This is a genomic window from Pseudomonas sp. 22082 (genome assembly GCF_052046055.1).
Lineage (GTDB): Bacteria > Pseudomonadota > Gammaproteobacteria > Pseudomonadales > Pseudomonadaceae > Aquipseudomonas > Aquipseudomonas pharyngis.
On record NZ_JBQEQB010000017.1, the window covers coordinates 18,193 to 44,726 of the forward strand.

A 26,534-nucleotide genomic window follows, 5' to 3' on the forward strand; every position below is an offset into this window, starting at 1 on the left:
CAGCCTTGCGGTCGGGATGCGCGCTTACTGCACTGGGCGCTGACTTTCCTGACGCAGTTCCTGAACACCTTTCTGGGAGTCCTTCACAGCCAGTTCGGCCTTGGCTGCCTGAGCCTTGCGTTCGGCAACGCGGGCATCCCACTCGGCCTGCTCGGACAAGCGACGGGCTTCGTCATACTTCTTGTCGTGCATGGCGATTTCGGCTTGCTTCAGCTTGTCCTGAGCTTGCTTCATCTCCACAGCGGCGAACTCGGTACCGCCAGCGCTGACCGCGCTGTTGACTGCCGATTGAGTGACGGCGTATTGCTCGGTCGGTGGGTTGCCGGCACAACCGGCCAGCACGAAGCTGGTGCCGATGGCCAGAGCAGCCAGTTTCAGACCGCGCAGGTGGGAGAACGAGGTTTGGGTCTTCATGGTCTTCAACTCCATTGGTTAACTCCTTGGAAGCTTCGAAATCCATCCTGGTCGAGGAGTGACAACCGTCATGTGTCAGCGCGTTTTGAAACGCTCGTTCCAGGCGTGGTTACCTGTTCCGACCGAAGGCATTTTTCAAAAGTTCAGAAAAGATGGCCCATCGCCAAAAAAAACTTTGACCGAACGGACAGGGCTCTAAACCGGGAACTTTGGCGGTGGGCAGAGGTACGCGCGGGCGAGAAACGGCGCAAAAGCGGAGGGGGGACACAGTCCCTGTGGGAGCTGGATTGCCAGCGATGAGGCCATCGAATTCAGCACATGTGCTGCTGAACTGACGCCATCGAGGGCAAACCATTCCCACCGTTCTGAAGGGTCAGGAGTCAGTGTTTCTGCTTCCCGGCAGCAGCCGACAAGTCATGCAGATGACGCCGCGACAACGCGAGAAAACGCGGGGTCGGGCCGACGTCTTCATACAGCGGATCGCCTTCTTCGTCGGTGGCGACCACGGTCGAGCCTTTCACATACGGCAGGCTCGCTTCGAACTCCTCGAGGGCGGCGCCGATCAGCTCGCCGAGCAGTTCTTCGGCATGGCGTTTGGGGTACATCTCGGCAATCGCCGCCAGCCGTGCGGCGGCTTCCACGTCCAGATGAATCGTGTAGCCGGTATCGGTCAGGCGACCCTTGGCGGTTTCTTCCCAATGCTGGGCGAGTTCACGGATTTTCATAAAAACCTCATGTCGCACCTGCTCATGGCAGGTCTTGGTGAGTGTCCGGCGTCTGCCGGCGGCAAGCCGTTGTGCGGCTTACTGTTGAGACTAGCTGCAACCCTCAAGGTTTAAAGTCCCTTCGTCGTCTGCTTGTAAGAAGCGTTCCAGAGCGGCACTCTCTGTTCATCCACTCACTTGCGATCCGTCACCGATTACTGCTGGAGAGATGCTGATGACCGATATTGATGCACGCTTGCGCGAAGACGTTCACCTGCTCGGTGAGCTGTTGGGCAACACCATTCGTGACCAGTACGGCGAGGCGTTTCTCGACAAGATCGAGCAGATCCGCAAGGGCGCCAAGGCCGACCGGCGCGGCTCGATGGACGCCGAACTCAGCGCCAGTCTCAATCAATTGAGCGAAGACGAACTGCTGCCGGTGGCGCGCGCGTTCAACCAGTTTCTCAACCTGGCGAACATCGCCGAGCAGTACCAGCTCATTCATCGCCGGGAAGAGACTCAGGCCGCGCCGTTCGAGTCCCGCGTGCTGCCGGAACTGCTCGCCCGCCTGCGCAACGAAGGGCACAGCGCCGAATCCCTGGCCCGGCAACTGGCGCGGCTGGAAATCGAACTGGTGCTCACCGCGCACCCGACCGAAGTGGCCCGGCGCACGCTGATCCAGAAGTACGACGCGATTGCCGCGCAACTGGCAGCCCAAGATCATCGTGACTTGACCACGGCCGAACGCGAGCAGATCCACAACACCCTGCAACGCCTGATCGCCGAAGCCTGGCACACCGAAGAAATCCGCCGCACCCGGCCGACTCCGGTGGACGAGGCCAAGTGGGGGTTTGCGGTGATCGAACATTCGCTGTGGCAGGCGATTCCCCACCATATGCGCAAGGCCGATCAGGCGCTGTTCGCCGCCACCGGTTTGCGCTTGCCGCTGGAAGCTGCGCCGATCCGCTTCGCTTCGTGGATGGGCGGTGACCGTGACGGCAACCCGAACGTGACCGCTGCCGTGACCCGCGAAGTGCTGTTGCTGGCGCGCTGGATGGCGGCGGATCTGTACCTGCGTGACGTCGATCACCTGGCGGCCGAACTGTCGATGCAGCAGGCCAGCGAAGCGCTCAAGGCCCGGGCCGGCGACAGTGCCGAGCCGTATCGGGCAGTGCTCAAACAATTGCGTGAACGGCTGCGCGCCACGCGCAACTGGGCCCATGCATCGCTGACCGCAACCACCCCGGCACCGGCCGATGTGCTGCACAACAACCGCGACCTGCTCGATCCGCTGGAGCTGTGTTTCAACTCGCTGCACGAATGCGGCATGGGCGTGATCGCCGACGGGCCGTTGCTCGATTGCCTGCGCCGGGCCGTGACCTTCGGTCTGTTCCTGGTGCGACTCGATGTGCGTCAGGACTCGTCCCGCCATAGCGCGGCCATGACCGAAATCACTGATTACCTCGGCCTCGGCAAATACGAGGAGTGGGACGAAGAACAGCGCATCAGCTTCCTGACCCGCGAACTGCAAAACCGTCGGCCGTTGCTGCCGGCGCATTTCAAACCCTCGGCCGACACCGCCGAAGTGCTCGCCACCTGCAAGGAAATCGCCGCCGCGCCGGGCGCTTCGCTGGGCTCCTACGTGATCTCCATGGCCGGTGCCGCTTCCGATGTGCTCGCGGTGCAGTTGCTGCTCAAGGAATCCGGCGTACTGCGGCCGATGCGCGTGGTGCCGCTGTTCGAAACCCTCGCCGACCTCGACAACGCCGGCCCGGTGATCGAACGCCTGTTGCTGCTGCCGGGTTACCGCGCGCGCCTGCAAGGCCCGCAGGAAGTGATGATCGGCTATTCCGACTCGGCCAAGGACGCCGGCACTACCGCCGCGGCCTGGGCGCAGTACCGGGCGCAGGAGCGGCTGGTGGAAATCTGCCGTGAGCAACAAGTCGAACTGCTGCTGTTCCACGGTCGCGGTGGCACCGTGGGCCGGGGTGGCGGTCCGGCGCACGCGGCGATTCTGTCGCAGCCGCCGGGGTCGGTGGCCGGACGTTTCCGCACCACCGAGCAGGGGGAAATGATTCGATTCAAATTCGGCCTGCCGGACATCGCCGAGCAAAACCTCAATCTTTATCTGGCGGCGGTGCTCGAAGCGACCCTGTTGCCTCCGCCGCCACCGACTCCCGAATGGCGGCATCTGATGGACGAACTGGCCGCCGACGGCGTCGCTGCTTACCGTGCGGTGGTGCGGGAGAACCCGCAATTCGTTGAGTATTTCCGTCAATCCACACCGGAGCAGGAGTTGGGCCGCTTGCCATTGGGCAGCCGTCCGGCCAAGCGCCGTGCTGGTGGCATCGAAAGCCTGCGGGCGATTCCGTGGATTTTCGGTTGGACCCAGACGCGCCTGATGCTGCCGGCCTGGCTCGGCTGGGAAACCGCACTGAACAATGCGCTGGAGCGCGGCGAAGGCGAGTTGCTGGGGCAGATGCGCGAGCAGTGGCCGTTCTTCCGCACCCGCATCGACATGCTGGAAATGGTGCTGGCCAAGGCCGACGCCGATATCGCGCTGTCTTACGACGAGCGTCTGGTGGAGCAGGAGTTGCTGCCGTTGGGTGCGCACTTACGCGACCTATTGTCGCAGGCCTGTTCCGTTGTCCTCGGCCTGACCGGTCAGTCGCAGCTACTGGCACATAGCCCAGACACCCTGGAATTCATCCGTCTGCGCAACACCTACCTCGACCCGCTGCATCTATTGCAGGCCGAGTTGCTGGCGCGTTCGCGGCAGCAGAATGTCGAGCAGGGCAGCCCGGTGGAACAGGCGTTACTGGTGTCTGTGGCGGGGATTGCCGCCGGTTTGCGAAATACCGGCTAAGGTTTTCTGCGTGGGGCGGGGCACCCGGGGCGAACCTCGGGTGCCGTTTATTGACTGTAGGAAAAATGCGGTCAGGCGACAGTTAATGATGGGGTTGCGACTTGGGGAACCGCGTCGCAAGGTCGCGGCGGGCGCCGGTTTCTCCGACTTTTGGCGTCTTGTGTGGGCGCAGCCTGCTGTGTATCTTGATCAGCCTTTGGCCGTTTGGGCGGCCACGACCCGTTTTATGAGATTGGCCCCACGAGGCGAATCCGTTGTTTTTTATATAAAAAATTGAGGAGCACATCGATGCGCGTCATTCTGCTGGGAGCTCCCGGGGCCGGTAAAGGTACTCAGGCTAAGTTCATCACCGAGAAATTCGGCATTCCGCAAATCTCCACCGGCGACATGCTGCGTGCTGCGGTCAAGGCCGGCACCGAGCTGGGCATCAAGGCCAAGAGCATCATGGATGCCGGCGGCCTGGTGTCGGATGACCTGATCATCGCGCTGGTCAAGGACCGTATCGCTCAAGCCGATTGTGCCAAGGGTTTCCTGTTCGATGGCTTCCCGCGCACCATTCCTCAGGCTGAAGCGCTGGTGACTGCCGGTGTCGAGCTGGACGCCGTGGTCGAAATCGCCGTTGAAGACGAAGAAATCGTTCAGCGTATCGCCGGTCGTCGCGTTCACGAGGCCAGCGGCCGCGTTTACCACATCGTCTACAACCCGCCGAAACTGGCCGGCAAAGACGACATCACCGGCGAAGAGCTGGTACAGCGCAAGGACGACACCGAAGAAACCGTGCGTCATCGCCTGTCGGTCTACCACTCGCAGACCAAGCCGCTGGTGGAGTTCTACCAGAACCTGTCCGCCAAGAACGGTGGCAAGCCGAAGTACAGCCATATCCCTGGCGTCGGTTCGGTTGAAGCGATCACCGCCAAAGTGCTTGAAGCACTGAGCTGAAAAACCTGATCCGCTGCATCATCCACGGCCCGCTTGCGGGCCGTAGTTGTTTATACTGGCGCACTTTTCCCCACCTGATTTACGGACACATCGATGAGCACCTTGCTGGCCCTGGACACCGCGACTGAAGCTTGCTCCGTTGCCTTGCTGCATGGCGGCAAGGTCACGAGCCATTACGAGGTGATCCCGCGCCTGCACGCGCAGAAACTGCTGCCGATGATCCAGCAACTGCTGGCCGACGCCGGCACCACCCTGCAAGCGGTGGACGCCATCGCGTTCGGCCGTGGCCCGGGCGCTTTCACCGGCGTGCGGATTGCGATTGGCGTGGTGCAAGGCCTGGCCTTTGCGCTGGATCGCCCGGTGTTGCCGGTGTCGAACCTGGCCGTGCTGGCGCAACGGGCTTATCGCGAGCACGGCGTGAGCCAGGTCGCGGCCGCCATCGATGCGCGGATGGATGAGGTGTATTGGGGCTGCTACCGCGAGACGGCCGGGGAGATGCGTCTGGTGGGCGCCGAGGCGGTGTTGCCGCCGGAAGTCGCCGCATTGCCGGACGATGCTTCGGGTGACTGGTTCGGTGCTGGCACTGGTTGGGGTTATGGCGAACGCATCGCTGTAAACCTGAGCGGGTTCGACGCTGGCATGCTGCCCCATGCCGAAGACCTGCTGACCCTGGCGCGATTTGCCTGGGAGCGCGGTGAAGCGATTCCGGCAGACGACGCCCAGCCGGTTTACCTGCGCGACAAAGTGGCCACCCCCAAGGCTCGTTGATCCTCGAAATCAAGTTTTCCCAATCGCGAGCAGGCTCGCTCCCACACGAGTGTCGCAAATCATGTGGGAGCGAGCCTGCTCGCGATGCGCTCATCGGCAAACGCCAATCGTCCGTTTCTAACCCCGCGCTTTAAACCTTTTGTCTTTTATGTGTTCTAGTTATCACTCGGCGATTTGCTAAGTCGGTCAGGTGCCGCTAAATTGCCATCATCGATACCGAGCATGACTTTATGCGTATAGACGGCGTTTCCACTCATTCCTACCCCATCAAGCGCAAGCCTCGCAAAGGCAATCCGGCGCTGGATGAGTCCGTCGACGATATCGACGGCGAGCTGGAATTCCCGACCGAAGAGCAACTGGCTGCCCGTGCCGCCAAAGCCACCGCCCAACGCCTGAGCAATCTGCCCGCCCGCCAACAAGACATGATTTATCACCGCGCGATGAAGAAAAGCGTGGCCATGGCCCTGGCCAGCTACCTGAGCACCGCCGGTTTTGTCGATTGGGATGCAGACGTGCTGGGCCTCGATCTGTACATCTGATGGATCTGCCTTACTACCTCGGTTGCCCGTCCTGGAGCGAAAACGCCTGGCGCGAGTATCTGTATCCGGTAGACGCCAGGACCTCCGATTTCCTCGGGCTCTATTCACAAGTGTTCAACGCCGTGGAAGGCAACACGACCTTCTACGCCAGCCCGTCGCCGGCCACCGTGCAGCGCTGGGCCGAGGTGATGCCGGAGCACTTTCGCTTCACTGCCAAGTTTCCCGGTGACATCAGCCACAGCGGCGATTTGCGCGATCAACTGACTGCCGCCGAAACCTTCCTCCAGTTGCTCAAACCGCTCGGTGAGCGCGTCTCGCCAATGTGGCTGCAACTGTCGAAAAGCTTCACGCCATACCGCTTGCCTGAGCTTGCCGCATTCATCGATGCGCTGGATTGTCCGCTGGCGGTGGAAGTGCGCCACGAACAGTTTTTCGCCAAGGGTGAGAGTGAGCGTTTGCTCAACCGGCTGTTGCTGGATCGTGGCGTGGAGCGCATCTGTCTCGATCCGCGCGCGCTGTTCAGTTGCCTGTCCACCGAATCGTCAGTGATCCACGCCCAATCAAAAAAGCCCCGCGTGCCGACACGGCCGGCAGCGTTCACTCAATTCCCGCAGGTGCGCTTCATCGGCCATCCGGAGCTTGAGGCCAACGACCCGTTCCTGGTGCCGTGGGTGGCGAAAATCGCCGAGTGGATCGAAGAGGGCCGCACGCCGTACATCTTCCTGCACACCGCCGACAACATTCTTGCGGCGAAGCTGGCGCAACGTTTTCACGCACAACTGATGCAACGTTTGCCTGGCCTGCGACCTTTGCCTGAGCTATACAGAGAACCCGCCGCTGAGCAACTTGGCCTGCTCTGAGGCGGATTTCTTTCCTGCCCAGGAGCCTGCCGATGGACGCCCAAGCCCGTCAACAACAAGCCCGTAAAGCCGAAACCTTCAAAGCCCTGCACGAACGCCCCGGGATTTTCGTGATTCCCAATCCGTGGGATGCCGGTTCCGCGAAGATGCTCGCCAGTCTCGGCTATCAGGCGCTGGCGACCACCAGCGCCGGTTATGCGTTTTCCCAAGGCAAGCCCGATGGTGGCCTGAGTCTTGACGATACGCTGGCCAATGTCCGGGCGATTGTCGCGGCCACGGATTTGCCGGTGGCAGTGGATCTGGAAAACGGCTTCGCCGACGCCCCGGCCGAATCGGCGCAGAGTCTGATCCGCGCAGCCGAGGCGGGCGCCGTGGGTGGTTCGATCGAAGATGCCACCGGCCGGGAAGACTCGCCGATCTACTGTTTCGAACACGCGGTGGCAAGGATCGAAGCCGCCGTCGCTGCCGTGCGCACCTTGTCGTTTCCCTTCACCCTGACCGCTCGAGCGGAAAACTACCTGCACGGCAATCCCGATCTCAACGACACCATCCGCCGCTTGCAGGCCTTTGCCGAAGCTGGCGCCGATGTGTTGTACGCGCCGGGCCTGCGCACCGCCGAAGAAGTCCTCGCGGTAGTGCGCGCAGTGGCGCCGAAACCGGTCAATGTGTTGATGTCCGGCGGCTTGAAACTGACCGTGCAGGAGCTGGAAGAAATGGGCGTGAAGCGGATCAGCACCGGCTCGGCGCTGGCACTGGCGGCATTGGGTGAGTTTTTCCGCGCGGCTGAAGAAATCCAGCAGTCCGGCACGTTCACCTTCACCTCCCGTTCGATGCCGTACGCCAAGGCCAATCAATTCTTCAAGGGATGAGCATGGGGCGCTGGCTGGTGTTGGCAGGCCTGCTGATCATCGGTGGCGGGCTGATCGGCGTCTGGCGCGGTTGGCTCGATGTGCCGCCGCAGTGGAACCCGTGGGCGCCGCTGGACGTGCAGGCGACGCCCAACTGGCTCACGGGTTACAAGTTGATGCGCCTGCGCAGCGATCCGCTGTTGTGCCAGCAGGCATTGGGCAGCTCTGGCCTGCGGGTTTCGCCACAGGCCGACAGTCCGGATGCCAAATGTCCGTTGATCAGCGCTTTGCGCGTGCAGGGCGGCGGGGTGGGGCTCAGCAGCAGCTTTCTCGCCAGTTGCCCGTTGGCCGTGGCGTTTGCGATGTTCGAGCGCCATACGTTGCAACCGGCGGCGCAGCAGGTCTACGGTCAATCCGTGGCGCGGGTCGATCATCTTGGCAGCTTTGCCTGCCGCAACGTCTACAACCGCGAGAGCGGCGCGCTCAGCCGCCACGCCAGCGCCGATGCCCTGGACATCGCCGGCTTCCGCCTGGCGGATGGTCGTGCGATCAGCGTGCTCAAGGACTGGCCGAAGCAAAACCAAGACGCGCAGTTTCTACGTCAGGTGCGCGATGGCGCCTGCGAGGTGTTCAGTGTGGTGTTGAGTCCGGATTACAACGCCGCCCATCGCAATCACTTTCATGTCGATGTCGGGCGCTGGAGCGTGTGTCGCTGAGGAATCAGGCGGCGATGCGCAGGTTCTGCTGAACGATTGGGCGTACCCAGCCGTTATCGAAGTCCAGGGCTTTCTGCTGCTCGACGATGGCTTCCGGCGGGAACGGCGGGTACGGCTGCAGCAGATCCAGGTCGAACTCGGCAATCGGCAGGTACAGCGGTTTTTTCTGCGGGGCAGGGCCCGGCTCCGGAACCGGCTGGCCGTTGTTGATCACGACCGGACGAACCCAGCTGCTGTCGAAATCCTGCTGCTTTTGCTGAGTCTTGATTTCTTCTGGCGGGAACGGAGGGTACGGCTCGGCCAGTGTCATGTCGATTTCGGCGATCGGCAGGAACAGCGGCTCCGGCGGACGCACCTCGGTTTCAACCACATCGCATTCACGCTGGCTGACGATGTGTGCGTGCAGTTCGCTGCCGACGGTCGGTTCTTCAGGGCTTTCCAGGTCGACCGGTGGGAACGTGCCGCAGGCCGGCACCACATCACTCGATTGTTCGGCCAGTGCCTGGGCAAAGAAATCCTGCCACAGGTGGCTGACACCGCCCAATGCTTGAGTGTTATGACGGCTGAAATCGCCTGTGGGCGAAAGGTAGCCAATCGATGTGGGAAGAATGCCTGACATTTTTTTCGGTTGACGCTCAGCTCTGGCAAAATGCGCGTTGATTGGGTTATCGGCGGTTTTTGCCGATCCTTAACTTTTTTGAGCGTGTTTTCCATGATTGAGCAACCCGCGGCCTGCCGCATCCATGTCGAGGCCCTCGGCCCGACGTTCGAAGCGCAGGCCGAGCAGTGGGCGCAGCGCCTGAAACTGCCGTTGCAGGTAGCTGATGGCGAGTTTGCCCTGCAGGTCGGCGAGCAGGGTTTGCAGCTGCAACAGCTGGGGCCGGATGCGCCGGGGCCGGTGCGGGTGGACTTTGTCGAGGGTGGCGCGGCCCATCGCCGGTTGTACGGCGGTGGCAGCGGGCAGATGATCGCCAAGGCGGTCGGCATCGCTCAAGGCGTGCGTCCTCGGGTGCTGGATGCGACGGCAGGGCTGGGCAAGGATGCGTTCGTGCTGGCCAGTCTCGGTTGCGAGATGAACCTGATCGAGCGCCAGCCATTGATCGGTGCTTTGCTGGAGGATGGTCTGGCCCGCGCTGCGGAAGACTTCGAGGTGGCGCCGATCGTGGCACGGATGAAGCTGCTCAAGGGAAACTCCATCGACGTGATGCGCAATTGGGAGGGCGAGCCGCCGCAGGTGATCTACCTCGACCCGATGTTCCCGCACCGTGAGAAAACCGCGCTGGTGAAGAAGGAAATGCGCCTGTTCCGCCCGTTGGTAGGCGATGACCCGGATGCACCGGCCTTGCTGGAAGCGGCGTTGGCGCTGGCCACGCACCGGGTGGTGGTCAAGCGCCCGCGCAAGGCGCCGTGCATCGAAGGGCCGAAGCCGAGCCATGCGCTGGATGGCAAATCCAGCCGCTATGACATCTACCCGAAGAAAGCGCTCAAGGCCTGAGCCGTCGCATAAGAAAATCCCACGCATGGCGTGGGATTTTTGTTTTCAGGGTCGAAAAGCCCGCATGAACAGCCCGACCACTTCCTGCACATGACTTTCCGCCGCCTCGCCGGTCAGCGGCTCACCGCAGCCGTACAACAGGCGGAAATTCCCGGCGCCCTTGATCAGGCAAAAGAAGTGTTCGGCGGCGTTGTGCGGGTTGTCGATGCTCAGCACGCCGGTCTCGTGAATCCGCCGCAGCAAACGTTCCATTCCCTGCACCATGCGCTGAGGGCCGGCCTCGAAGAAGATCAGTGACAGGTTGGGATCCTGACTGCCCAAGGCCATGATCAGACGATGCAGGTTCACCGATTCATCGCTGTTGATCAGGTGGTGAAAGCCTCGCGCAATGTTCAGCAACACATTTTCCACCGCGATGCCGTCCGGCAATTCGAAGAACAGCGGCGGCAATTGCTCCTCGCATTTGGCCACCACGGCGGCAGAGAACAGCGTCTCCTTGTCGTTGAAATGGCTGTAGACCGTCAGCTTCGACACCCCGGCCTCGGCGGCCACCGCGTCCATGCTGGTGTTGGCATAGCCATGACTCAGGAACAGGATTTTCGCCGCCTCGAGAATCGCCTGGCGCTTGGCCGGATCCTTCGGTCGGCCCGGGCCGTTTGGAGTGGAAAGATTGTTCGACATTCTTCGCTTTTAATACTGGACTGGTGAGTTTGCTATTAATAACATACCGGCCAGTATAATTATTCCAAGCCTCCTTAGCGAAAGGTCCTTCACCATGTTCCGCCATGCGTTGTCCTTTGCGGTGCCAGTCAGTCTGGCGTTTTTATTGTCGGCATGTGGCAAGGAAGAGGTGACGCAAGTCAGCGTGCGACCGGCCATGGTGGTGCAGCCAGAGCCTTCGGCGCAGGCGATGGAAAGTTATCCGGGTGAGGTTCGCGCCCGCTACGAACCCGATCTGGCGTTCCGCATCGGCGGCAAAGTCAGCCGACGACTGGTCGACGAAGGTCAGCGGGTGAAGGCCGATCAGCCACTCGCCGAGCTCGATCCGCAGGATGTACGCCTGCAACTGGAAGCCACCCGGGCCCAGGTTGCGGCCGCCGAAGCCAACCTGAACCTGGTGCGTGCCGAGCGTGACCGCTACAAGACCCTGATGGAACGGCAGATGGTCAGCCGCTCGGCCTACGACAATGCCGAAAATCTCTACCGCTCCGGCGAAGCCCGCCTCAAACAGATCAAGGCCGAATTCAACGTCTCGACCAATCAGGCCAGTTACGCCGTGCTGCGCGCGCCCCAGGATGGCGTGGTGGCCAAGCGTTCGGTGGAGGTCGGGCAGGTGGTCGCCGCCGGGCAGACCGTTTTCACTCTCGCCACTGACGGCGAACGGGAAGTGCTGATCAGCCTGCCGGAGCAGAGCTTCGGCCGCTTCAAGGTCGGCCAGCCAGTCTCGGTGGAGTTGTGGACGCAACAGAACCAGCGCTTCGCCGGGCAGATCCGCGAGCTGTCGCCGGCAGCCGATCCGAAATCCCGCACCTTCGCCGCACGCATTTCATTCACCGCCGGCAAGGTCCCGGCAGAACTGGGCCAGAGCGCCCGGGTCTTCGTGCAGACCGCCGATGTCATCCCGCTGTCGGTGCCGCTCTCGGCACTGACTGCCGAAAACGGCGCGACCTACGTCTGGGTCGTCAGCGCCAACAACACCCTGAAAAAGACCCCGGTGCGCGTCGGCCCGTTCGGTGAGAAAACCGTGCCGGTGCTCGAAGGCCTGAACGCCAGCGACTGGGTGGTCGCCGCTGGCGTTCACGTATTGCTGGAAGGGCAGCAGGTGCGTCCGGTGGATCGCTCCAACCGCGTGGTCAATCTGGCGGACAAGGAGTAATCCCCGATGGGTTTCAATCTTTCCGCCTGGGCGCTGCGCAATCGCCAGATCGTACTGTTCCTGATGCTTTTGCTGGCGATTGTCGGTGCCTTGTCCTACACCAAGCTCGGCCAGAGCGAAGACCCGCCGTTCACCTTCAAGGCGATGGTCATCCAGACCCGCTGGCCCGGCGCAACGGCTCAGGAAGTCTCGCGCCAGGTTACCGAACGCATCGAAAAGAAACTGATGGAAACCGGCGAGTACGAGCGGATTGTTTCGTTCTCGCGCCCCGGTGAATCCCAGGTCACGTTCATTGCCCGCGACTCGATGCATTCGGTGGAGATTCCGGATCTCTGGTATCAGGTGCGCAAGAAAGTCAGCGACATTCGCCAGACCCTGCCGCCGGGCATTCAGGGGCCGTTTTTCAACGATGAGTTCGGCACCACCTTCGGCAATATCTATGCGCTGACCGGCGACGGTTTCGACTACGCGGTGCTCAAGGATTACGCCGACCGCATCCAGATCCAGCTGCAACGGGTCAAGGACGTGGGCAAGGTCGATCTGCTCGGTTTGCAGGACGAGAAGGTCTGGGTCGAGCTGTCCAACGTCAAACTCGCCACCCTCGGCTTGCCGCTGGCAGCCGTGCAGCAGGCGCTGGAGGAACAGAACGCGGTGTCCACCGCAGGGTTTTTCGAAACCGGCAGCGAGCGTTTGCAGCTGCGGGTGTCGGGGAATTTTCAGACAGTCGACGAGATCAAGAACTTCCCGATCCGGGTCGGGGATCGTACGTTCCGCATCTCCGATGTCGCTGACGTGCGGCGCGGTTTCAACGATCCTCCGGCACCGCGCATGCGCTTCATGGGCGAAGACGCCATCGGTCTTGCGGTAGCGATGAAGGACGGCGGCGACATTCTGGTGCTGGGCAAGGCCTTGGAAATCGAATTCGCCCGCATCCAGAAAAACCTGCCGGCCGGCATGCAATTGCGCAAGGTCTCCGACCAGCCCGCAGCCGTGAAAACCGGCGTCGGCGAGTTCGTCCAGGTGCTGGTCGAAGCGCTGGCCATCGTGTTGCTGGTGAGCTTCTTCTCCCTCGGCGTGCGCACCGGCATGGTGGTGGCGCTGACCATTCCGCTGGTGCTGGCGATGACGTTCGCCTGCATGTATTACCTCGGCATCGGCCTGCACAAGATTTCCCTCGGTGCGCTGGTACTGGCGCTGGGTTTGCTGGTGGACGACGCGATCATCGCCGTGGAGATGATGGCGATCAAAATGGAGCAGGGCTTTGACCGGATCAAAGCCGCCAGTTACGCCTGGACCAGCACCGCGTTCCCGATGCTCACCGGTACGCTGATCACCGCCGCCGGTTTCCTGCCAATTGCCACGGCGCAATCCGGCACCGGCGAATACACCCGCTCGATCTTCCAGGTGGTGACCATCGCCTTGCTCGCATCCTGGGTAGCGGCGGTGGTGTTCGTGCCGTATCTGGGGGAAAAGCTCCTGCCGGATCTGGCGAAAATTCACGCGGCCAAACACGGCACGGCTGACGGCCACACTGATCCCTACGGCACGCCGTTCTACCAACGGGTACGGCGTCTGGTGGAGTGGTGCGTACGTCGGCGCAAAACCGTGATCGTGCTCACCGTGCTGCTATTTGTTGCGTCGCTGGCGTTGTTCCGGTTCGTGCCGCAGCAATTCTTTCCGGCTTCCGGGCGACTGGAGCTGATGGTCGATCTGAAGCTTGCCGAGGGCGCCTCGCTGGCCAATACCACGGCCGAAGTCAAACGGCTGGAAGCGATGCTCAAGGATCACGCTGGCATCGACAACTATGTCGCTTACGTCGGCACCGGTTCGCCACGTTTCTATCTGCCGCTGGATCAACAACTGCCGGCGGCGAGCTTCGCCCAGTTCGTCGTTCTGGCGAAAACCATCGAGGAGCGCGAAGCGCTGCGCACCTGGCTGATCGACACGTTGAACGAGCAGTTCCCGGCCTTGCGCTCGCGGGTCACGCGCCTGGAGAACGGTCCGCCGGTTGGCTATCCGGTGCAGTTCCGCGTCACCGGCGAACACATCGAGGAAGTCCGTGCTTTGGCGCGCAAGGTGGCGGCCAAGGTGCGCGAGAACCCGCATGTGGTGAATGTGCATCTGGACTGGGAAGAGCCGAGCAAGGTCGTGTACCTGAACATTGATCAGGATCGCGCCCGGGCACTGGGTGTGAGCACGGCGAATCTGGCGAAATTCCTTCAGAGTTCGCTGACCGGCTCCAGCGTCAGCCAGTACCGCGAGGACAACGAACTGATCGAAATCCTCCTGCGCGGCACCGTGCACGAGCGCACCGAACTGTCGTTGCTGCCGAGTCTGGCGGTGCCGACCGACAACGGTCGCAGCGTCGCGCTGTCGCAGATTGCCACGCTGGAATATGGCTTCGAGGAAGGCATCATCTGGCACCGCAATCGTCTGCCGAACGTGACCGTGCGGGCGGACATCTATGGCAAGGAACAACCGGCAACGCTGGTGAAGCAGATCATGCCGACGCTTGATCCGATCCGCGCCGAATTGCCGGACGGCTATCTGCTGGATGTCGGCGGTACGGTCGAGGATTCGGAGCGTGGGCAGAAGTCGGTGAACGCCGGGGTGCCGATGTTCATTGTCGTGGTGCTGACGTTGCTGATGGTGCAATTGCGTAGCTTCTCACGCACGGCGATGGTGTTTCTGACGGCGCCGCTGGGGTTGATCGGAGTGACGCTGTTTCTGCTGGTGTTCCGTCAGCCGTTCGGGTTTGTGGCGATGCTCGGGACGATCGCGCTGTCGGGGATGATCATGCGTAACTCGGTGATTCTGGTGGATCAGATCGAGCAGGACATCGCCGCCGGGCTCAAGCCGTGGCAGGCGATTATCGAGGCGACCGTGCGGCGGTTCCGGCCGATTGTGTTGACGGCTTTGGCGGCGGTGTTAGCGATGATTCCGCTTTCTCGCAGTGTGTTTTTTGGGCCGATGGCGGTGGCGATTATGGGGGGGTTGATTGTTGCTACTGCTTTGACGCTTTTGTTTTTGCCGGCGTTGTATGCGGCTTGGTTCCGGGTTCGCAAGGAGGCTTGAGGCTGTTTGAGCGTGGCGGCCTTTGGGCCGACCATGCTCTTGGGGTTTTGGGTGAATATCCGTTTCTGCGGGTGTTGCGGCTGGCGGTTTCGCCCTTACGGCGAGTCCCTTTTTCAAACGCCAAAAAGGAACCAAAAGGCTGGGCCCTGGCGTTCGGCCCCTCGCTGGGGCTCGGGGTTCCTTCGTTCCGGGATTCATCCGGGGGCATCGCCTCCGGTTTGCTTCGCTGCACCTCCTCTCGATGTGTTCGACTTCGTCGAACGGCGCTTCGCGCCTACCCCCGGATAAATCCCTCCACTCAGCCGGCCGAAGGGGCCGGCACGTCAAAAGCGTTACTCGAGCTAACGCTCATTGTGTTGAGTGGTTAGAAGCGAAGCGCATCGGAGTGTAGGGTTTTGCGCTTTTCTGTGGGAGCGAGCTTGCTCGCGAAGGCGGCCTGTCTGCCGACCATGCTCTATCGGTTGGACTCAATCTTGTCGGAGCTGGCCTGCTAGCGATGGCAGCCTGACAGCTGAGCAAAACAATGGTGTAGGACTCTGTGTCGCCTCCTACAAGTTTTTCAGACGCCTCCGATATTGAGTCGCTGTGTTGGCGGTGCTGTACTCGAGGCTGTTTTTCAGCCTTGGTTGAGCAGCGTTGATGAAGAAACCGCCGGTATTGAAAGGTCGGGCCGATCCGGTCTTTGAGTTGTTGATGCGCGCGCCTCACAAGCAGCGTCTGGCGGACTATCTTGCGTTGCTCAAGCCGCTGGATGATCAGGGGCGGTATCTGCCTTTTGAGGATTTGCGGTATCGCTGGGCCAGCGGGCTGGATTCGCGTTTGTGTTGGGCGCTGGTCAAGAAGGCGCGTGTCGCTCAGTACATTCATCTTCTGCGTTTGGGGGAACCGGCGCAGTGGGGGAAGTTTGTGCCGACGCCAACCGCGCAGAAGGCCCTTTCAGTGGTTGATCGGCAAACCACGACGGCGTCGCTGGAATACATGACCAGCCAGATAGGCGAGCGGGCGTATTTCAGTTATCTGCTCAACGATCTGATCGAGGATGAGGCGATCAGCAGCAGTCAGCTGGAGGGCGCCGCGACCACCACTCGTGTTGCCAAGGACATGCTCAAGCAACGGCGCCAGCCGCGGACGCCGGATGAGCGGATGGTCATGGGTAATTACCGGATGATGAATTTCGCCTGGGAAAAACGTTACGAGCCTTTGAGCGTGAGGTTGATTGCGTCGATGCATCGGGTCGGTGTCGAAGGCATTGATGACGCGCAGTACGACCCCGGACTTTTCAGGACGAACGATGAAGTGGTGGTGCAGGACGGCGAAGGAAATACCGTGCACTCGCCACCGCCTGCGGTCGGATTGGTGAGGCGACTGGATTTGCTCTCGCAGTGGATCAATCAACCACAGGGTTCACCTCGGCAAAAAAACTACCTGCATCCGCTGATCAAGGCGATCACGCTTCACTTTGCCCTGGGCTATGAACATCCCTTTCGCGACGGCAACGGGCGGGTCGCCAGGGCGCTGTTTTACTGGTTCATGTTCAAGCATGAGTTTTCGGCATTCCGCTATATCGCGATCAGTCTTTTACTGCGCAACGCGCCGGTAAAGTACGGGCGGTCGTATTTGCACAGCGAGGCTGATGAGCTCGACCTGACGTACTTCATCGAGTTTCAGTGTTCGGTGATTTTGCGGGCGGTGGAGGGTTTTACCGATGTGTACCGCAAGAGTGTGGCGTACAGCGAAGGCTTCGAGCGCTGGTTGACCTGTTCGGGCTTTTTTGATCGGCTGACAGAGCGGCAGCGGGCCATTTATCAGGTGGCCAGGAGCGGGGTGGCGAAGGAGTTCACGGCGGGGAACGTCAAGGAGCATCTTGGTTGTGCCTACAACACAGCGGTGTCGGCGTTGAGCGGGTTGGTTGAGCTGCAGGTTTTCGAGAAGAAGAAAATGGGACGCGAGTGGGTGTACTTTTTACGTGTGTCTGCTGGCGACGGATTGAACAACGGGAGTGAGAAAACTCACTCCCGTGTGGTGCCGGTTTAGAGCGTACCGAACACTTTTTTCGCCAGACTCGTCGCCGCAGCGGCCGGGTTCTTGCGAATGGTTTCTTCCTGTTTGCCGATCATTTCGAACAGGCCATTCAGCGCTTGTTCGGTCACGTAGCTTTCGATATTGGCGCTCTTCGCATCCACCACGCCGAAGGTTGCGGCCTGGCCGGCGAAGGCGTTGTATTTCTGGGCTACGCCGACTTTGTCGGTTGCCTGCTTGACGATCGGCAGGAACTTGGTGCGGATCTGTTCGCGGCTGGATTTGTCCAGGTATTGAGTAGCAGAGTCGTTGCCGCCGCTGAGGATGCCTTTGGCGTCTTCCACGCTCATTTTCTTCACGGCGTCGACGAGGATAGGCTGGGCCTGGGTGACGGCGGTTTCCGCGGCCTTGTTCATGGCGGTTTCCAGTTCTTCAACTTGAGCGCCCATGCCGAAGGCTTTCATCTTGCCGGCGACTTTCCCGAGTTTGCCCGGCAGTTCGATCTTCACGTCCGGGTTGTTGCTGAAGCCGCCCGGGGTGCCGAGTTGTTTGACGGCCAGTTGCGCGCCCTGGGTCAGGGCATCCTTGAGGCCACCGGTGGCGTCGCCTTGCGACAGGTCGCTGAGGGACAGGGCCAGTGCGTTGGCGGAGATCATCAGGCCCGCGCACAGGCCGGCGAAGCGAAGGGTAGGGCGGAGCATGGCGGCTTCCTTGTTCGGAGAGGGTTAGCGGGCGGCGTCGACGCGGATCTTCAGTGGCTGCGGATCCTTGCCATCAAGCTGCACGGCATGGTTTTCGGTGGTGATGAACATCAGCTCGCCGTTGACTTCGATGCGCGCGCTGACCGAGTAGCGGTGGCCGGGTTTGACCTGGGCCGGATCGTAGCTCAAGTGGAACGGCAGCGGCACCTGGCCTTTGACCGGTCCTTTCTGTTCGTCGAGTACCACGGCCGGAGCGTCGGCCAGCGAAACGTCCTGCAGGCTCACACTCAAGGTCGCACTGGGTGGCAGGGCGATGCGTTGCAGGTAGAACACTTCGCCGTCGAGGCTGACCTTGCCGGCCGGTGAGGTCGACTGGCAGGCGCTGAGCAGGGCAGCGGCAGCGAGAACGGTCATTTTTTTCATGGTAAATATCCTTTCATTGTGGGAGCGGGCTTGCTCGCGAAGGCGNNNCTCCCACAGGTTTGCATCAGGTCTCGGACTGAGCGGCGGGCTGATCGGCCGCATCTTCGCTGCGATGCAGTGCCACCTGACGGATCGACAAGCGAATCTCCGCCGGCAACACCCGTTTGGCCGCGCCTTCGGCCAGTTCGCCGAGCAGTTCGTGGTAGCTCAACTTGCCGGCTTCGTCGCGACGCAGTACGTCGAGGTCGAGCAGGGTCTGGATGAAGTGGCGGAACAGGCTCTTGTCGAAGAACTCCGGTGCGTTCAGGCCGTGCAGGATCGACAGGCGCTGGGCCATGACCGTGCACAGGTCTTCCAGCTCTTCGGCGCTGATGCTGTTCTGGCCGCTGTTGAGCAGCAGGGAAACGGTCATGTAGAAGCGTTGCAAGGTTTGGGCGATGCTCTTCGACAGCAGGGTCAGCAGCACGAAATGCCGCGAGCTCGGTGCCGGGCGCAGGTACACGTCTTTCTCGAAACGCAGCAGGCCTTGTTCGACGAACGCTTCCAGCCACTGATCGATCACCGCATCCAGTTCGTCCAGCGTCCAGCGAATGAACAGCTCTGATTGCAGGTACGGATACAGCGCGCGGGTGTAGCGCAGGATCTGTTCGCGGCTCATGCGCGAGGTGCTCTGGAAGAAGCTCGCCAGCAGCGCCGGCAGGGCGAAGATGTGCAGCACGTTGTTGCGGTAATAGGTCATCAGGACGGCGTTCTGCTCGTCCAGATAAAGAATCTTGCCCAGCGCATCGTTCTGCTCGGACAGCAGATCCATGTCCTTCACGTGCTCGATCAGCGCGCGGCCATCGCCTTCCGGCAACGTGGTGTGCGGCGAGTACGGGACCTTGCGCAGCAGCGCCAGATACAGATCCAGCACCCGCGCCATGGCCCGATCATCCAGCGCCAGGCGGGTGGTCGACAGCAGCGCCAGCGCCACCAGGTTGACCGGGTTGATCGCCGCCGCTTCGTTCAGGTGCTGCGCGACTTTTTCGCCGAGGCGATTGGTGGTTTCGTTGAGCCACGCCGGCTTGTACTGCGGGCCGAGTTCCTGCTGGCGCCAGTCGGGCTGTTCGCTGTCGAGGAACTCCGCGAGTTTGATCGGTTCGCCAAAGTTCACCGCCACCTGGCCGAAGCGCTGCTTTAGCGCGCCGATGACTTTGAAGATGTCGAAGATCGATTCTTTCTTCTTGCTCGCGCCACGCAGCTCGCCGAGGTAGGTGCGGCCTTCGAGCACGCGCTCATAACCGATGTACACCGGGACAAACACGATCGGCATCCGCGACGAGCGCAGGAAGCTGCGCATGGTGATTGCGAGCATCCCGGTTTTCGGTTGCAGCATGCGCCCGGTACGCGAGCGACCGCCCTCGACGAAGTACTCGACCGGGAAACCTTTGGTGAACAGGGTGTGCAGGTATTCGTTGAACACCGAGGTGTACAGTGGATTGCCCTTGAACGTGCGGCGCATGAAGAACGCGCCGCCACGGCGCAGCAGGCTGCCGATCACCGGCATGTTGAGGTTGATCCCGGCGGCGATGTGCGGCGGGGTCAGGCCATTGCGGAACAGCAAGTACGACAGCAGCAGATAGTCGATGTGGCTGCGGTGGCACGGCACGTAGATCACTTCGTGACCCTGGGCGACCTTCTGCACGCCTTCGATGTGGTTGACCTTGATCCCGTCGTAGATCTTGTTCCAGAACCAGCTCAGCACCACTTCCAGAAAACGGATCGCGGTGTAGGTGTAGTCCGAGGCGATCTCGTTGCCGTAGCGCAGGGCTTGGGCCTTGGCTTTTTCCGGGGAGATGTTTTCGCGCTCGGCTTCGTCGAGGATCGCTTGCTTGACCAGCGGCTGGTTGAGCAGGCCTTTGACCAGGTTGCGGCGGTGGGAAATGTCCGGACCGATCACTGCAGCCTTGAGGTTGCGGAAGTGCACCCGCAGGATCCGCTGGGCCATGCGCACCGTGCGCTCGTGGCCCTTGTTGTGTTCGATCAGTTCGCGCAGGTGGATCGGTGCGGAGAATTGCACGCGGGTCTTGCGCCCCAGAATCATGATGCTCAGCAGGCGACGCAGACGCCCGGTGACGGCCCAGCTGTCGGCGAACAGCAGTTTCCACGGGCTGTTTTCGCTGTCCGGCGACTGGCCCCAGAACACGCTGACCGGAATGATCTGCGCGTCTTCGGCAGCGTTCTGGCTGAGGGCGCTGACCAGTCGGGTCAGGGTCGGCGGTGCACCGCGCTTGTCCTGGCGACCGAGCCAGTCCGGGTCCGGCGTCAGGTAGAAAAACGCTGCCGGTTCGATCAGCGAACCCACGGACACCGGCAGCACCGGGCGCGGCAGGCCGGCCTTGGTGCACTCGGTGTCGACCACCGCCAGATCAGTCAGCGATGGATTTTGCAGGACGTAGAACACCGGACGACTGCGGTCGAGGTTGAGGGTGAACGACGACTGGTTGATCGTCTCGGAGCGAACCCAGAGATACAACAGTCGGCGCAAGGTGCCAAACACAAGACGGCGGAACGGGGAACGGGTCATACGGCTTCTGCGTGAGTGGATAAACCGAGCGTTTGCTCGGGCGGTCGACAGTTTGCCGTATTGGGCGAAAATCGGCAAAAAAGCGGCGAAGTAATCTCCTGTTGAGAGTTTTGCCGCCTGTCATATACTCGGCGATCTGTCGCCGGGGCCCTTTTATGGACGTCGGACGCAGGCTGACGTTCCTCAAAGGCTTTCCTGCGAAAAGCCTGTTCAATAATAAAAAAGGAGTATGAACAGATGGCAACACGTGAAACCGGCAACGTGAAGTGGTTCAACGACGCCAAGGGCTACGGCTTCATTCAGCGCGAAGACGGGGTGGACGTGTTCGTGCACTACCGCGCGATCCGTGGCGAAGGCCACCGTTCGCTGACCGAGGGTCAGCAGGTTGAATACGCGGTGGTGGAAGGGCAGAAGGGGTTGCAGGCTGAAGACGTTGTAGGCCTGTAACGCAAATCTTCAGAACACCGAAAATCATTGTGGGAGCGAGCCTGCTCCGGGCGGCGTTCCGACGATTGCGGTGTATCAGTCAGCCTTGATATCGACTGACACTACGCAATCGCGAGCAGGCTCGCTCCCACATTGTCATTGTGTTGCTGGTTTTTAAGCCGTTTTCCAGGTGATCTCTTCTTCACCATCGGCGCTGATCCGGATCCAGCGATCCGCCGTTTCTTCACCTTCTTCCTCGACCCACGTCCCCGGCGCGCAGCGCACTTCGACGTTCAGCGCGGCAAAGGCTGCCCGGGCGCAGGCGATGTCGTCGTCCCAAGGGGTCGCGTCGCTTTCCAGGTACAGGCTGTTCCACTTGCCCACGGCTTTCGGCAGCCAGGTCACCGGGATGTTGCCGGCCTTGCACTTGTACGTCTGACCTTTCTGTACCCAGTCGCTGCACGGGCCGAGGGCGGCGCCCAGCCAGGCGGATATGGCCTTGTGGTCGACGTCGGCGTCTTTCAGGTAAATCTCGATGTCCGGTTGGCGCATGGATATCCTCACTGCGGGTCTGAAAAATCCATTCGCGGATTTAGCCGGCCCCGGGTCGTTGCCCGGGACCAAAAGTTATTGAAGAACGAAATAATCGTAGCGCATCGAGACCGTGGTCACGAACGGCTCGGCCTGTTCGATCACCGCCGCGCGGCGCTCGGCACTGGCGCGCCAGCCGTGGGGCGTCATCGCCAGCAGGTTGGCGCGATCCTCGGGCTTGTCCAGCGTCAGTTTGAATTCCAGGGTTTCACTGTGCGCCAGCGCCATGCCTTCCGGCACCAGGGCCAGGTGCTTGTCGTCGGTGTATTCGCGCACTTCGTCGTACAGGCGTTCGCGCAGTTCCATCAGATGGCCGCTGGTCGGGCCGACTTTCATCAGGCCGCCGCCAACACTGAGCAGGCGTTTGGCCTCTTCCCAGTCCAGTGGGCTGAAGACGCTGGCCAGAAACTGGCAACTGCCGGAGGCCAGTGGCACCCGGGCCATGCTGGCGATCAACCAGGTCAGCGCCGGGTTGCGTTTGCAGGCGCGTTTGACCGCTTCCTTCGAGATGTCCAGCGCGTAACCGTCGGCGTCGGGCAAAGCCTCGGCGATCTGCGCGGTGTAGTAACCCTCGCCACAACCGATATCGACCCAGCGCGCCGGCGCATAACTCGCCGCCAGTTCCGCCAGGCGCTTGGCCACTGGCGCGTAATGCCCGGCGTTCAGAAAGTCGCGGCGGGCCTCGACCATCGCCTGATTGTCACCGGGATCGCGGCTGTTCTTGTGCTGCACCGGCAGCAGGTTGAGGTAACCCTGGCGCGCACGGTCAAAGCGGTGGCCGGCGGGGCAGACCACGCCGTTGTCCACCGCGTTTAGCGGTTCACTGCAGATCGGGCACGCGAGCATCAGACGAGCAACTTGATCAGGGTCTGGTAGTAGATCTCGGTCAGCACGTCGAGATCGGCCGCCAGCACGCGCTCGTTGACCTGGTGGATGGTTGCGTTGACCGGGCCCAGCTCAACAACCTGCGTACCCATGGTCGCGATGAAACGACCGTCGGAGGTGCCGCCGCTGGTGGACGCCTTGGTCTCGCGGCCAGTGATGTCCTTGATGCTCGACGACACCGCGTCGAGCAGCGCACCCGGCTCGGTGAGGAATGGCAGACCGGACAGCGCCCAGTCGATGTGCCAGTCCAGGCCGTGCTTGTCGAGGATGTCGGCGACGCGTTTCTGCAGCCCTTCAACGGTCGACTCGGTGGAGAAGCGGAAGTTGAACACCGCCACCAGATCGCCCGGAATCACGTTGGTCGCGCCGGTGCCGGAGTTGACGTTGGAAATCTGGAAACTGGTCGGCGGGAAGAAGTCGTTGCCGTGATCCCAATGCTCGGCTGCCAGCTCGGCCAGAGCCGGGGCAGCGAGGTGGATCGGGTTCTTCGCCAGATGCGGATAGGCGACGTGGCCCTGGACACCGCGCACGGTCAGTTTGGCGCCGAGGGAGCCGCGACGACCGTTCTTCACCACGTCGCCCACTAGCGTGGTGCTCGACGGTTCGCCGACGATGCACCAGTCCAGACGCTCGTTACGGGCTGCCAGGCGCTCGACCACAGCCTTGGTGCCGTGATGCGCCGGGCCTTCTTCGTCGCTGGTGATCAGGAATGCAACCTTGCCCTTGTGATCCGGGTAGTCGGCGACGAAACGCTCGGCCGCTACGGTCATCGAGGCCAGGCTGCCTTTCATGTCCGCCGCGCCACGGCCGCAGAGCATGCCGTGCTCGTCGATCACCGCGTTGAACGGGTCGATCTGCCAGGCCGTCACCGGGCCGGTTGGTACCACGTCGGTGTGGCCAGCGAAGCACAGCACCGGGCCGTCGCCTTTGCCGTGAGTCGCCCAGAAGTTATCCACATCTTCGATGCGCATCGGTTCCAGCTGGAAACCGGCATCGCCCAGGCGCTGCATCATCTGCTTCTGGCAATCGGCGTCGACCGGCGTCACGGACGGACGGCGGATCAGGTCGATGGCGAGTTGGAGGGTCGGCGAAAGGTCGGCGTGGGCCGTCATGGAAAACTCCGAAAGCTGGGGGGCAAGGCGCGCAAAATGGCGGTTATCTTAAAGCAAAACGGCGACCATTGGCCGCCGTTTAGTGCATCGGTGAGGATTTAGACCACCGGTGCCGGTTCAGGCGCCGCCGCAGGTTTTGGCAGCGACGACAGGAACGCCATGATCAGCGCCGCCACGTACGGCAGCGACTGCACCAGCAACATGGCCACCCAGAAGCGCATGTCGTTGCTCGGAATGCCCTGCACCAGGAAGATCCCCAGTGCCGCGCCCCACAACAGCAGCATGATGAACAGCTCTTCCCGGGCTTCGGAAATCGCCACCCAGAAGCCATGGTTGTCGGCGTTTTTCGGGGTGCGGAAGAACGGAATGCTGCTGGTGAAGAAGCCGTACAGCACCGCTTTGGCGATGGTGTGCGACAACGCCAGACCGGCCAGTGCCGCGCAGAATGCATCCTTGAGGTTCACGCCCACGGCGCGACGGTAGAGGAAGATGATCTTGCCGACCTTGAACACGAACAGCGCCAGCGGCGGGATCGCGAAGATCAGCAGCGGTGGGTCGACCCGTTGCGGCACGATGATCATCGCCGCCGACCACAACAGCGCGCCGACGGTGAAGAAGATGTTCATGCCGTCCGCCACCCAAGGCAGCCAGCCTGCGAGGAAGTGGTAACGCTGGCCGCGGGTCAGCTCGGTGTCTTTGCCGCGCAGCAGGCTGCGGGTGTGGCGCTTGATGATCTGGATTGCACCGTAGGCCCAGCGGAACCGCTGCTTCTTGAAGTCGATGAAGGTGTCCGGCATCAGACCCTTGCCGTAACTGTCGTGGTAATACGCCGCCGACAGGCCTTTCTCGAATACCCGCAGACCGAGTTCGGCGTCTTCACAGATGCACCAGTCGGCCCAGCCCAGTTCTTCCAGAACCGAACGACGGGTCATGGTCATGGTGCCGTGCTGGATGATCGCGTCGCGGTCGTTGCGGGTGACCATGCCGATGTGGAAGAAGCCTTTGTATTCGGCGTAGCAGAGCTTTTTGAAGGTGCTTTCGTTCTGGTCGCGATAATCCTGCGGCGACTGCACCACGGCGATTTTCGGGGCGGCGAAGTGCGGCACCATGTGCTTGAGCCAGTTCGGGTGCACGCAGTAGTCGGAGTCGATCACCGCGATCACTTCGGCGTCCTTGGCGGTGTGCGGGATCAGGTAGTTCAGCGCGCCGCCCTTGAAGCCGGCCAGAGGCGAGACGTGGAAGAACTTGAAGCGCGGGCCGAGCGTTTCGCAGTAGTCGCGCACCGGTTCCCAGACCGCCGGGTCCTTGGTGTTGTTGTCGATGATCAGGACTTCGAAGTCCGGATAGTCGAGGTTGGCCAGGGCGTTGAGGGTCTGTTTGACCATCTCCGGCGGCTCGTTGTAGCAGGGCACGTGGATCGAAACTTTCGGGCGGTAATCAGAATCGCCGACCACCGGCAGGAATTCACGCCGGCGTTTGTGAATCCACACCGCTTCGGCCAGTTCGTGGGCCTCGGTCAGCAACACGATGAACACCCCGAGCGCACCGAGCGCCAGCAGGAAGCCCACCGTCAGGCTGAACCACGTGCTGTACTGCTGGCTGTAGTCGTAACCGATCCACACCAGCACCGAACCGCACAGAAACGCGATAAAGGTCAGGAAGGTACGGCCGCGCTGACGCAGGGCCGAGCCGTCGATCATCAGCAGGGTCAGCGACAGCAGCGCCAGCACCACCGAACCGATGGCCAGCACGCGCCATTGCGGGATCGCCACCACCGGACCTTCGAAGTTGAATTTCTGCTGGCGCGCGGCGTTGAACACGCCCCAGTAGGCGCCAACCGAACCTTCGTCGCTGGCCTTCCACGGCTGGTCAAACGCTTCGATCACGAAGTAGTTGAAGCCCTGGCGGTTGAGTTTGTTGACCAGCGTGCGCAGGTAGATCGCCTGATCCGCCGGCGACGCATCGGCGCCACCGCGCATGCGGCCGTTGCTCGGCCAGCCCACTTCGGACAGCAGCAGCGGTTTTTTCGGGAACATCTTTTTCAGGTCGCGGGCGCGGTCGAAAACGAACTGCCCGGCCTTGTCCACCGGAATGAATTCCCAGTAGGGCAGAACGTGGGCGGCAATCAGGTCGACGTGTTTGGCCAGTTGCGGGTATTTCTCCCAGATATGCCATTGTTCGGAGGTGGTGACCGGTACCTTCACCGCTGCACGGACACGATCCAGCAGGACGATCAGGGCCTCAGGCGTGATTTCCTCCCGGAACAGTGCTTCGTTGCCGACCACCACGCGAACCACACTGCGCGAAGAGTTGGCCAACTCGATAGCTTTAGCGATCTCCCGCTCGTTGCGCTCCTGGTCGGGGCTGATCCAGATCCCCAGGGTCACGCGCAGACCGAATTCTTCCGCCAGTTTCGGGATGTCCTGCAGGGAGCCGTCGACCGAGTAGATGCGGATGTTGTCCGTCAGCTTGCTCATGATCTCCAGGTCGCGGCGCATTTCATCGTCGGACGGATACTGATCCTTCTGTGGGAACTGTCCCTGCTGGAACGGTGAATAGGAGAAACCGGAGATCTGCTCCGGCCAGTTCGGCGCGGAAACGGGGCGGTTGATCAGCGCCCAGAAACCGGTGAACAGGGCGGCGATTGCCAGAACCACCACCAGGTTGAGTCCAAATTTACGCGATGACATAGCTGTGTCGGGTTCCAAAGG

Annotated in this window: 23 protein-coding genes; 12 read left to right on the top strand and 11 right to left on the bottom strand. The window is 61.6% G+C overall.

What is annotated here, in order from left to right; translation table 11 throughout:
- Positions 1-24 precede the first annotated feature (24 nt).
- Both ACTJK9_RS19390 and ACTJK9_RS19395 read right to left on the bottom strand, forming a co-directional pair.
- Positions 25-429, bottom strand: coding sequence for a DUF4398 domain-containing protein (locus tag ACTJK9_RS19390; protein WP_011332653.1), 405 nt, complete (start codon positions 427-429; stop codon positions 25-27).
- A 365-nt stretch (positions 430-794) separates the two neighbouring features.
- Positions 795-1,139 (bottom strand): hypothetical protein, encoded by a 345-nt coding sequence (locus tag ACTJK9_RS19395; protein ID WP_011332654.1) that lies wholly within the window; start codon positions 1,137-1,139, stop codon positions 795-797.
- A 214-nt stretch (positions 1,140-1,353) separates the two neighbouring features.
- Here ACTJK9_RS19395 and ppc point away from each other — a divergent pair, with 214 nt between their 5' ends.
- The 7 genes from ppc (at position 1,354) to ACTJK9_RS19430 (ending at position 8,654) form a co-directional block, all read left to right on the top strand.
- Positions 1,354-3,984, top strand: a complete 2,631-nt coding sequence (gene ppc / locus ACTJK9_RS19400) for a phosphoenolpyruvate carboxylase (RefSeq protein WP_440815540.1) — start codon at positions 1,354-1,356, stop codon at positions 3,982-3,984.
- Between the two features lie 288 nt (positions 3,985-4,272).
- Positions 4,273-4,923 (top strand): adenylate kinase, encoded by a 651-nt coding sequence (gene adk / locus ACTJK9_RS19405; RefSeq protein WP_064593717.1) that lies wholly within the window; start codon positions 4,273-4,275, stop codon positions 4,921-4,923.
- Positions 4,924-5,016: 93 nt separating this feature from the next.
- Positions 5,017-5,691: a tRNA (adenosine(37)-N6)-threonylcarbamoyltransferase complex dimerization subunit type 1 TsaB gene (tsaB, locus tag ACTJK9_RS19410; RefSeq protein ID WP_440815543.1), complete on the top strand. Its 675-nt coding sequence runs from the start codon at positions 5,017-5,019 to the stop codon at positions 5,689-5,691.
- 230 nt (positions 5,692-5,921) lie between these two features.
- Positions 5,922-6,230 carry a hypothetical protein gene (locus tag ACTJK9_RS19415; RefSeq protein WP_007954720.1) on the top strand — a complete coding sequence of 103 codons (309 nt, stop codon included), beginning with the start codon at positions 5,922-5,924 and terminating at the stop codon, positions 6,228-6,230.
- On the top strand, positions 6,230-7,090 hold the full coding sequence (locus ACTJK9_RS19420) for a DUF72 domain-containing protein (RefSeq protein WP_085612271.1): 861 nt from the start codon (positions 6,230-6,232) through the stop codon (positions 7,088-7,090). The genes ACTJK9_RS19415 and ACTJK9_RS19420 overlap by 1 nt, the downstream gene beginning before the upstream one ends.
- 32 nt (positions 7,091-7,122) lie before the next feature.
- Positions 7,123-7,959 carry an isocitrate lyase/PEP mutase family protein gene (locus tag ACTJK9_RS19425; protein WP_440815546.1) on the top strand — a complete coding sequence of 279 codons (837 nt, stop codon included), beginning with the start codon at positions 7,123-7,125 and terminating at the stop codon, positions 7,957-7,959.
- 2 nt (positions 7,960-7,961) lie between these two features.
- On the top strand, positions 7,962-8,654 hold the full coding sequence (locus ACTJK9_RS19430; RefSeq protein WP_085612273.1) for an extensin-like domain-containing protein: 693 nt from the start codon (positions 7,962-7,964) through the stop codon (positions 8,652-8,654).
- Between the two features lie 4 nt (positions 8,655-8,658).
- Here ACTJK9_RS19430 and ACTJK9_RS19435 read toward each other — a convergent pair whose 3' ends face one another.
- Positions 8,659-9,273, bottom strand: coding sequence for an energy transducer TonB (locus ACTJK9_RS19435; protein WP_440815550.1), 615 nt, complete (start codon positions 9,271-9,273; stop codon positions 8,659-8,661).
- A 93-nt stretch (positions 9,274-9,366) separates the two neighbouring features.
- On the opposite strand from ACTJK9_RS19435, the gene ACTJK9_RS19440 reads away from it, so the two are divergent.
- Positions 9,367-10,149: a class I SAM-dependent methyltransferase gene (locus tag ACTJK9_RS19440; RefSeq protein WP_440815553.1), complete on the top strand. Its 783-nt coding sequence runs from the start codon at positions 9,367-9,369 to the stop codon at positions 10,147-10,149.
- A 45-nt stretch (positions 10,150-10,194) separates the two neighbouring features.
- On the opposite strand, the gene ACTJK9_RS19445 is transcribed toward ACTJK9_RS19440, so the two are convergent.
- Positions 10,195-10,830 carry a TetR/AcrR family transcriptional regulator gene (locus tag ACTJK9_RS19445; protein WP_085612275.1) on the bottom strand — a complete coding sequence of 212 codons (636 nt, stop codon included), beginning with the start codon at positions 10,828-10,830 and terminating at the stop codon, positions 10,195-10,197.
- Between the two features lie 94 nt (positions 10,831-10,924).
- Between ACTJK9_RS19445 and ACTJK9_RS19450 the strand changes: the two genes are divergently transcribed.
- The 3 genes from ACTJK9_RS19450 (at position 10,925) to ACTJK9_RS19460 (ending at position 17,134) form a co-directional block, all read left to right on the top strand.
- A complete protein-coding gene (locus ACTJK9_RS19450) occupies positions 10,925-12,025 on the top strand; it encodes an efflux RND transporter periplasmic adaptor subunit (RefSeq protein WP_221398795.1) in 1,101 nt (366 codons plus the stop codon).
- Between the two features lie 6 nt (positions 12,026-12,031).
- Complete coding sequence (locus ACTJK9_RS19455; RefSeq protein WP_440815557.1) at positions 12,032-15,100, top strand: efflux RND transporter permease subunit; 3,069 nt, start codon at positions 12,032-12,034, stop codon at positions 15,098-15,100.
- Positions 15,101-15,739: 639 nt separating this feature from the next.
- The gene (locus ACTJK9_RS19460) at positions 15,740-17,134 is read left to right on the top strand and encodes a Fic family protein (protein WP_221398797.1); all 1,395 of its coding nucleotides are present in this window, start codon (positions 15,740-15,742) and stop codon (positions 17,132-17,134) included.
- On the opposite strand, the gene ACTJK9_RS19465 is transcribed toward ACTJK9_RS19460, so the two are convergent.
- From ACTJK9_RS19465 to plsB, 3 genes are all read right to left on the bottom strand, one after another.
- Positions 17,131-17,820 carry a DUF4197 domain-containing protein gene (locus tag ACTJK9_RS19465; RefSeq protein ID WP_011332665.1) on the bottom strand — a complete coding sequence of 230 codons (690 nt, stop codon included), beginning with the start codon at positions 17,818-17,820 and terminating at the stop codon, positions 17,131-17,133. The two genes, ACTJK9_RS19460 and ACTJK9_RS19465, sit on opposite strands and share 4 nt — an antisense overlap.
- A 24-nt stretch (positions 17,821-17,844) precedes the next feature.
- Entirely contained in the window at positions 17,845-18,243 is a 399-nt protein-coding gene (locus tag ACTJK9_RS19470; RefSeq protein WP_221398799.1) for a YbaY family lipoprotein, read from the bottom strand.
- Positions 18,244-18,307: 64 nt separating this feature from the next.
- On the bottom strand, positions 18,308-20,809 hold the full coding sequence (plsB, locus tag ACTJK9_RS19475; protein ID WP_440815562.1) for a glycerol-3-phosphate 1-O-acyltransferase PlsB: 2,502 nt from the start codon (positions 20,807-20,809) through the stop codon (positions 18,308-18,310).
- Between the two features lie 237 nt (positions 20,810-21,046).
- Between plsB and ACTJK9_RS19480 the strand changes: the two genes are divergently transcribed.
- Entirely contained in the window at positions 21,047-21,256 is a 210-nt protein-coding gene (locus ACTJK9_RS19480; protein WP_007954750.1) for a cold shock domain-containing protein, read from the top strand.
- Positions 21,257-21,409: 153 nt separating this feature from the next.
- On the opposite strand, the gene ACTJK9_RS19485 is transcribed toward ACTJK9_RS19480, so the two are convergent.
- The 4 genes from ACTJK9_RS19485 to ACTJK9_RS19500 all read right to left on the bottom strand — a co-directional run bounded on the left by ACTJK9_RS19485 (position 21,410) and on the right by ACTJK9_RS19500 (position 26,513).
- A complete protein-coding gene (locus tag ACTJK9_RS19485; RefSeq protein WP_039769649.1) occupies positions 21,410-21,787 on the bottom strand; it encodes a hypothetical protein in 378 nt (125 codons plus the stop codon).
- A gap of 75 nt (positions 21,788-21,862) precedes the next feature.
- Positions 21,863-22,672 (bottom strand): putative RNA methyltransferase, encoded by an 810-nt coding sequence (locus tag ACTJK9_RS19490; protein WP_064593749.1) that lies wholly within the window; start codon positions 22,670-22,672, stop codon positions 21,863-21,865.
- The gene (gene dapE / locus ACTJK9_RS19495; RefSeq protein WP_064593754.1) at positions 22,672-23,823 is read right to left on the bottom strand and encodes a succinyl-diaminopimelate desuccinylase; all 1,152 of its coding nucleotides are present in this window, start codon (positions 23,821-23,823) and stop codon (positions 22,672-22,674) included. Before dapE ends, ACTJK9_RS19490 begins: the two co-directional genes overlap by 1 nt.
- Before the next feature lie 98 nt (positions 23,824-23,921).
- Positions 23,922-26,513: a glycosyltransferase gene (locus tag ACTJK9_RS19500; RefSeq protein WP_440815566.1), complete on the bottom strand. Its 2,592-nt coding sequence runs from the start codon at positions 26,511-26,513 to the stop codon at positions 23,922-23,924.
- Positions 26,514-26,534: the final 21 nt, after the last annotated feature.

Bases quoted from the DNA above. Each gene is read 5' to 3' on its own strand.
- dapE (WP_064593754.1), bottom strand. From the start codon at position 23,823: ATGACGGCCCACGCCGACCTTTCGCCGACCCTCCAACTCGCCATCGAC.
- ACTJK9_RS19460 (WP_221398797.1), top strand. From the start codon at position 15,740: ATGAAGAAACCGCCGGTATTGAAAGGTCGGGCCGATCCGGTCTTTGAG.
- tsaB (WP_440815543.1), top strand. From the start codon at position 5,017: ATGAGCACCTTGCTGGCCCTGGACACCGCGACTGAAGCTTGCTCCGTT.
- ACTJK9_RS19390 (WP_011332653.1), bottom strand. From the start codon at position 429: ATGGAGTTGAAGACCATGAAGACCCAAACCTCGTTCTCCCACCTGCGC.
- ACTJK9_RS19450 (WP_221398795.1), top strand. From the start codon at position 10,925: ATGTTCCGCCATGCGTTGTCCTTTGCGGTGCCAGTCAGTCTGGCGTTT.
- ACTJK9_RS19420 (WP_085612271.1), top strand. From the start codon at position 6,230: ATGGATCTGCCTTACTACCTCGGTTGCCCGTCCTGGAGCGAAAACGCC.
- ACTJK9_RS19480 (WP_007954750.1), top strand. From the start codon at position 21,047: ATGGCAACACGTGAAACCGGCAACGTGAAGTGGTTCAACGACGCCAAG.
- plsB (WP_440815562.1), bottom strand. From the start codon at position 20,809: ATGACCCGTTCCCCGTTCCGCCGTCTTGTGTTTGGCACCTTGCGCCGA.
- adk (WP_064593717.1), top strand. From the start codon at position 4,273: ATGCGCGTCATTCTGCTGGGAGCTCCCGGGGCCGGTAAAGGTACTCAG.
- ACTJK9_RS19425 (WP_440815546.1), top strand. From the start codon at position 7,123: ATGGACGCCCAAGCCCGTCAACAACAAGCCCGTAAAGCCGAAACCTTC.
- ACTJK9_RS19435 (WP_440815550.1), bottom strand. From the start codon at position 9,273: ATGTCAGGCATTCTTCCCACATCGATTGGCTACCTTTCGCCCACAGGC.
- ACTJK9_RS19500 (WP_440815566.1), bottom strand. From the start codon at position 26,513: ATGTCATCGCGTAAATTTGGACTCAACCTGGTGGTGGTTCTGGCAATC.
- ACTJK9_RS19490 (WP_064593749.1), bottom strand. From the start codon at position 22,672: ATGCTCGCGTGCCCGATCTGCAGTGAACCGCTAAACGCGGTGGACAAC.
- ACTJK9_RS19470 (WP_221398799.1), bottom strand. From the start codon at position 18,243: ATGAAAAAAATGACCGTTCTCGCTGCCGCTGCCCTGCTCAGCGCCTGC.
- ACTJK9_RS19440 (WP_440815553.1), top strand. From the start codon at position 9,367: ATGATTGAGCAACCCGCGGCCTGCCGCATCCATGTCGAGGCCCTCGGC.
- ACTJK9_RS19455 (WP_440815557.1), top strand. From the start codon at position 12,032: ATGGGTTTCAATCTTTCCGCCTGGGCGCTGCGCAATCGCCAGATCGTA.
- ACTJK9_RS19415 (WP_007954720.1), top strand. From the start codon at position 5,922: ATGCGTATAGACGGCGTTTCCACTCATTCCTACCCCATCAAGCGCAAG.
- ACTJK9_RS19465 (WP_011332665.1), bottom strand. From the start codon at position 17,820: ATGCTCCGCCCTACCCTTCGCTTCGCCGGCCTGTGCGCGGGCCTGATG.
- ppc (WP_440815540.1), top strand. From the start codon at position 1,354: ATGACCGATATTGATGCACGCTTGCGCGAAGACGTTCACCTGCTCGGT.
- ACTJK9_RS19445 (WP_085612275.1), bottom strand. From the start codon at position 10,830: ATGTCGAACAATCTTTCCACTCCAAACGGCCCGGGCCGACCGAAGGAT.
- ACTJK9_RS19430 (WP_085612273.1), top strand. From the start codon at position 7,962: ATGGGGCGCTGGCTGGTGTTGGCAGGCCTGCTGATCATCGGTGGCGGG.
- ACTJK9_RS19485 (WP_039769649.1), bottom strand. From the start codon at position 21,787: ATGCGCCAACCGGACATCGAGATTTACCTGAAAGACGCCGACGTCGAC.
- ACTJK9_RS19395 (WP_011332654.1), bottom strand. From the start codon at position 1,139: ATGAAAATCCGTGAACTCGCCCAGCATTGGGAAGAAACCGCCAAGGGT.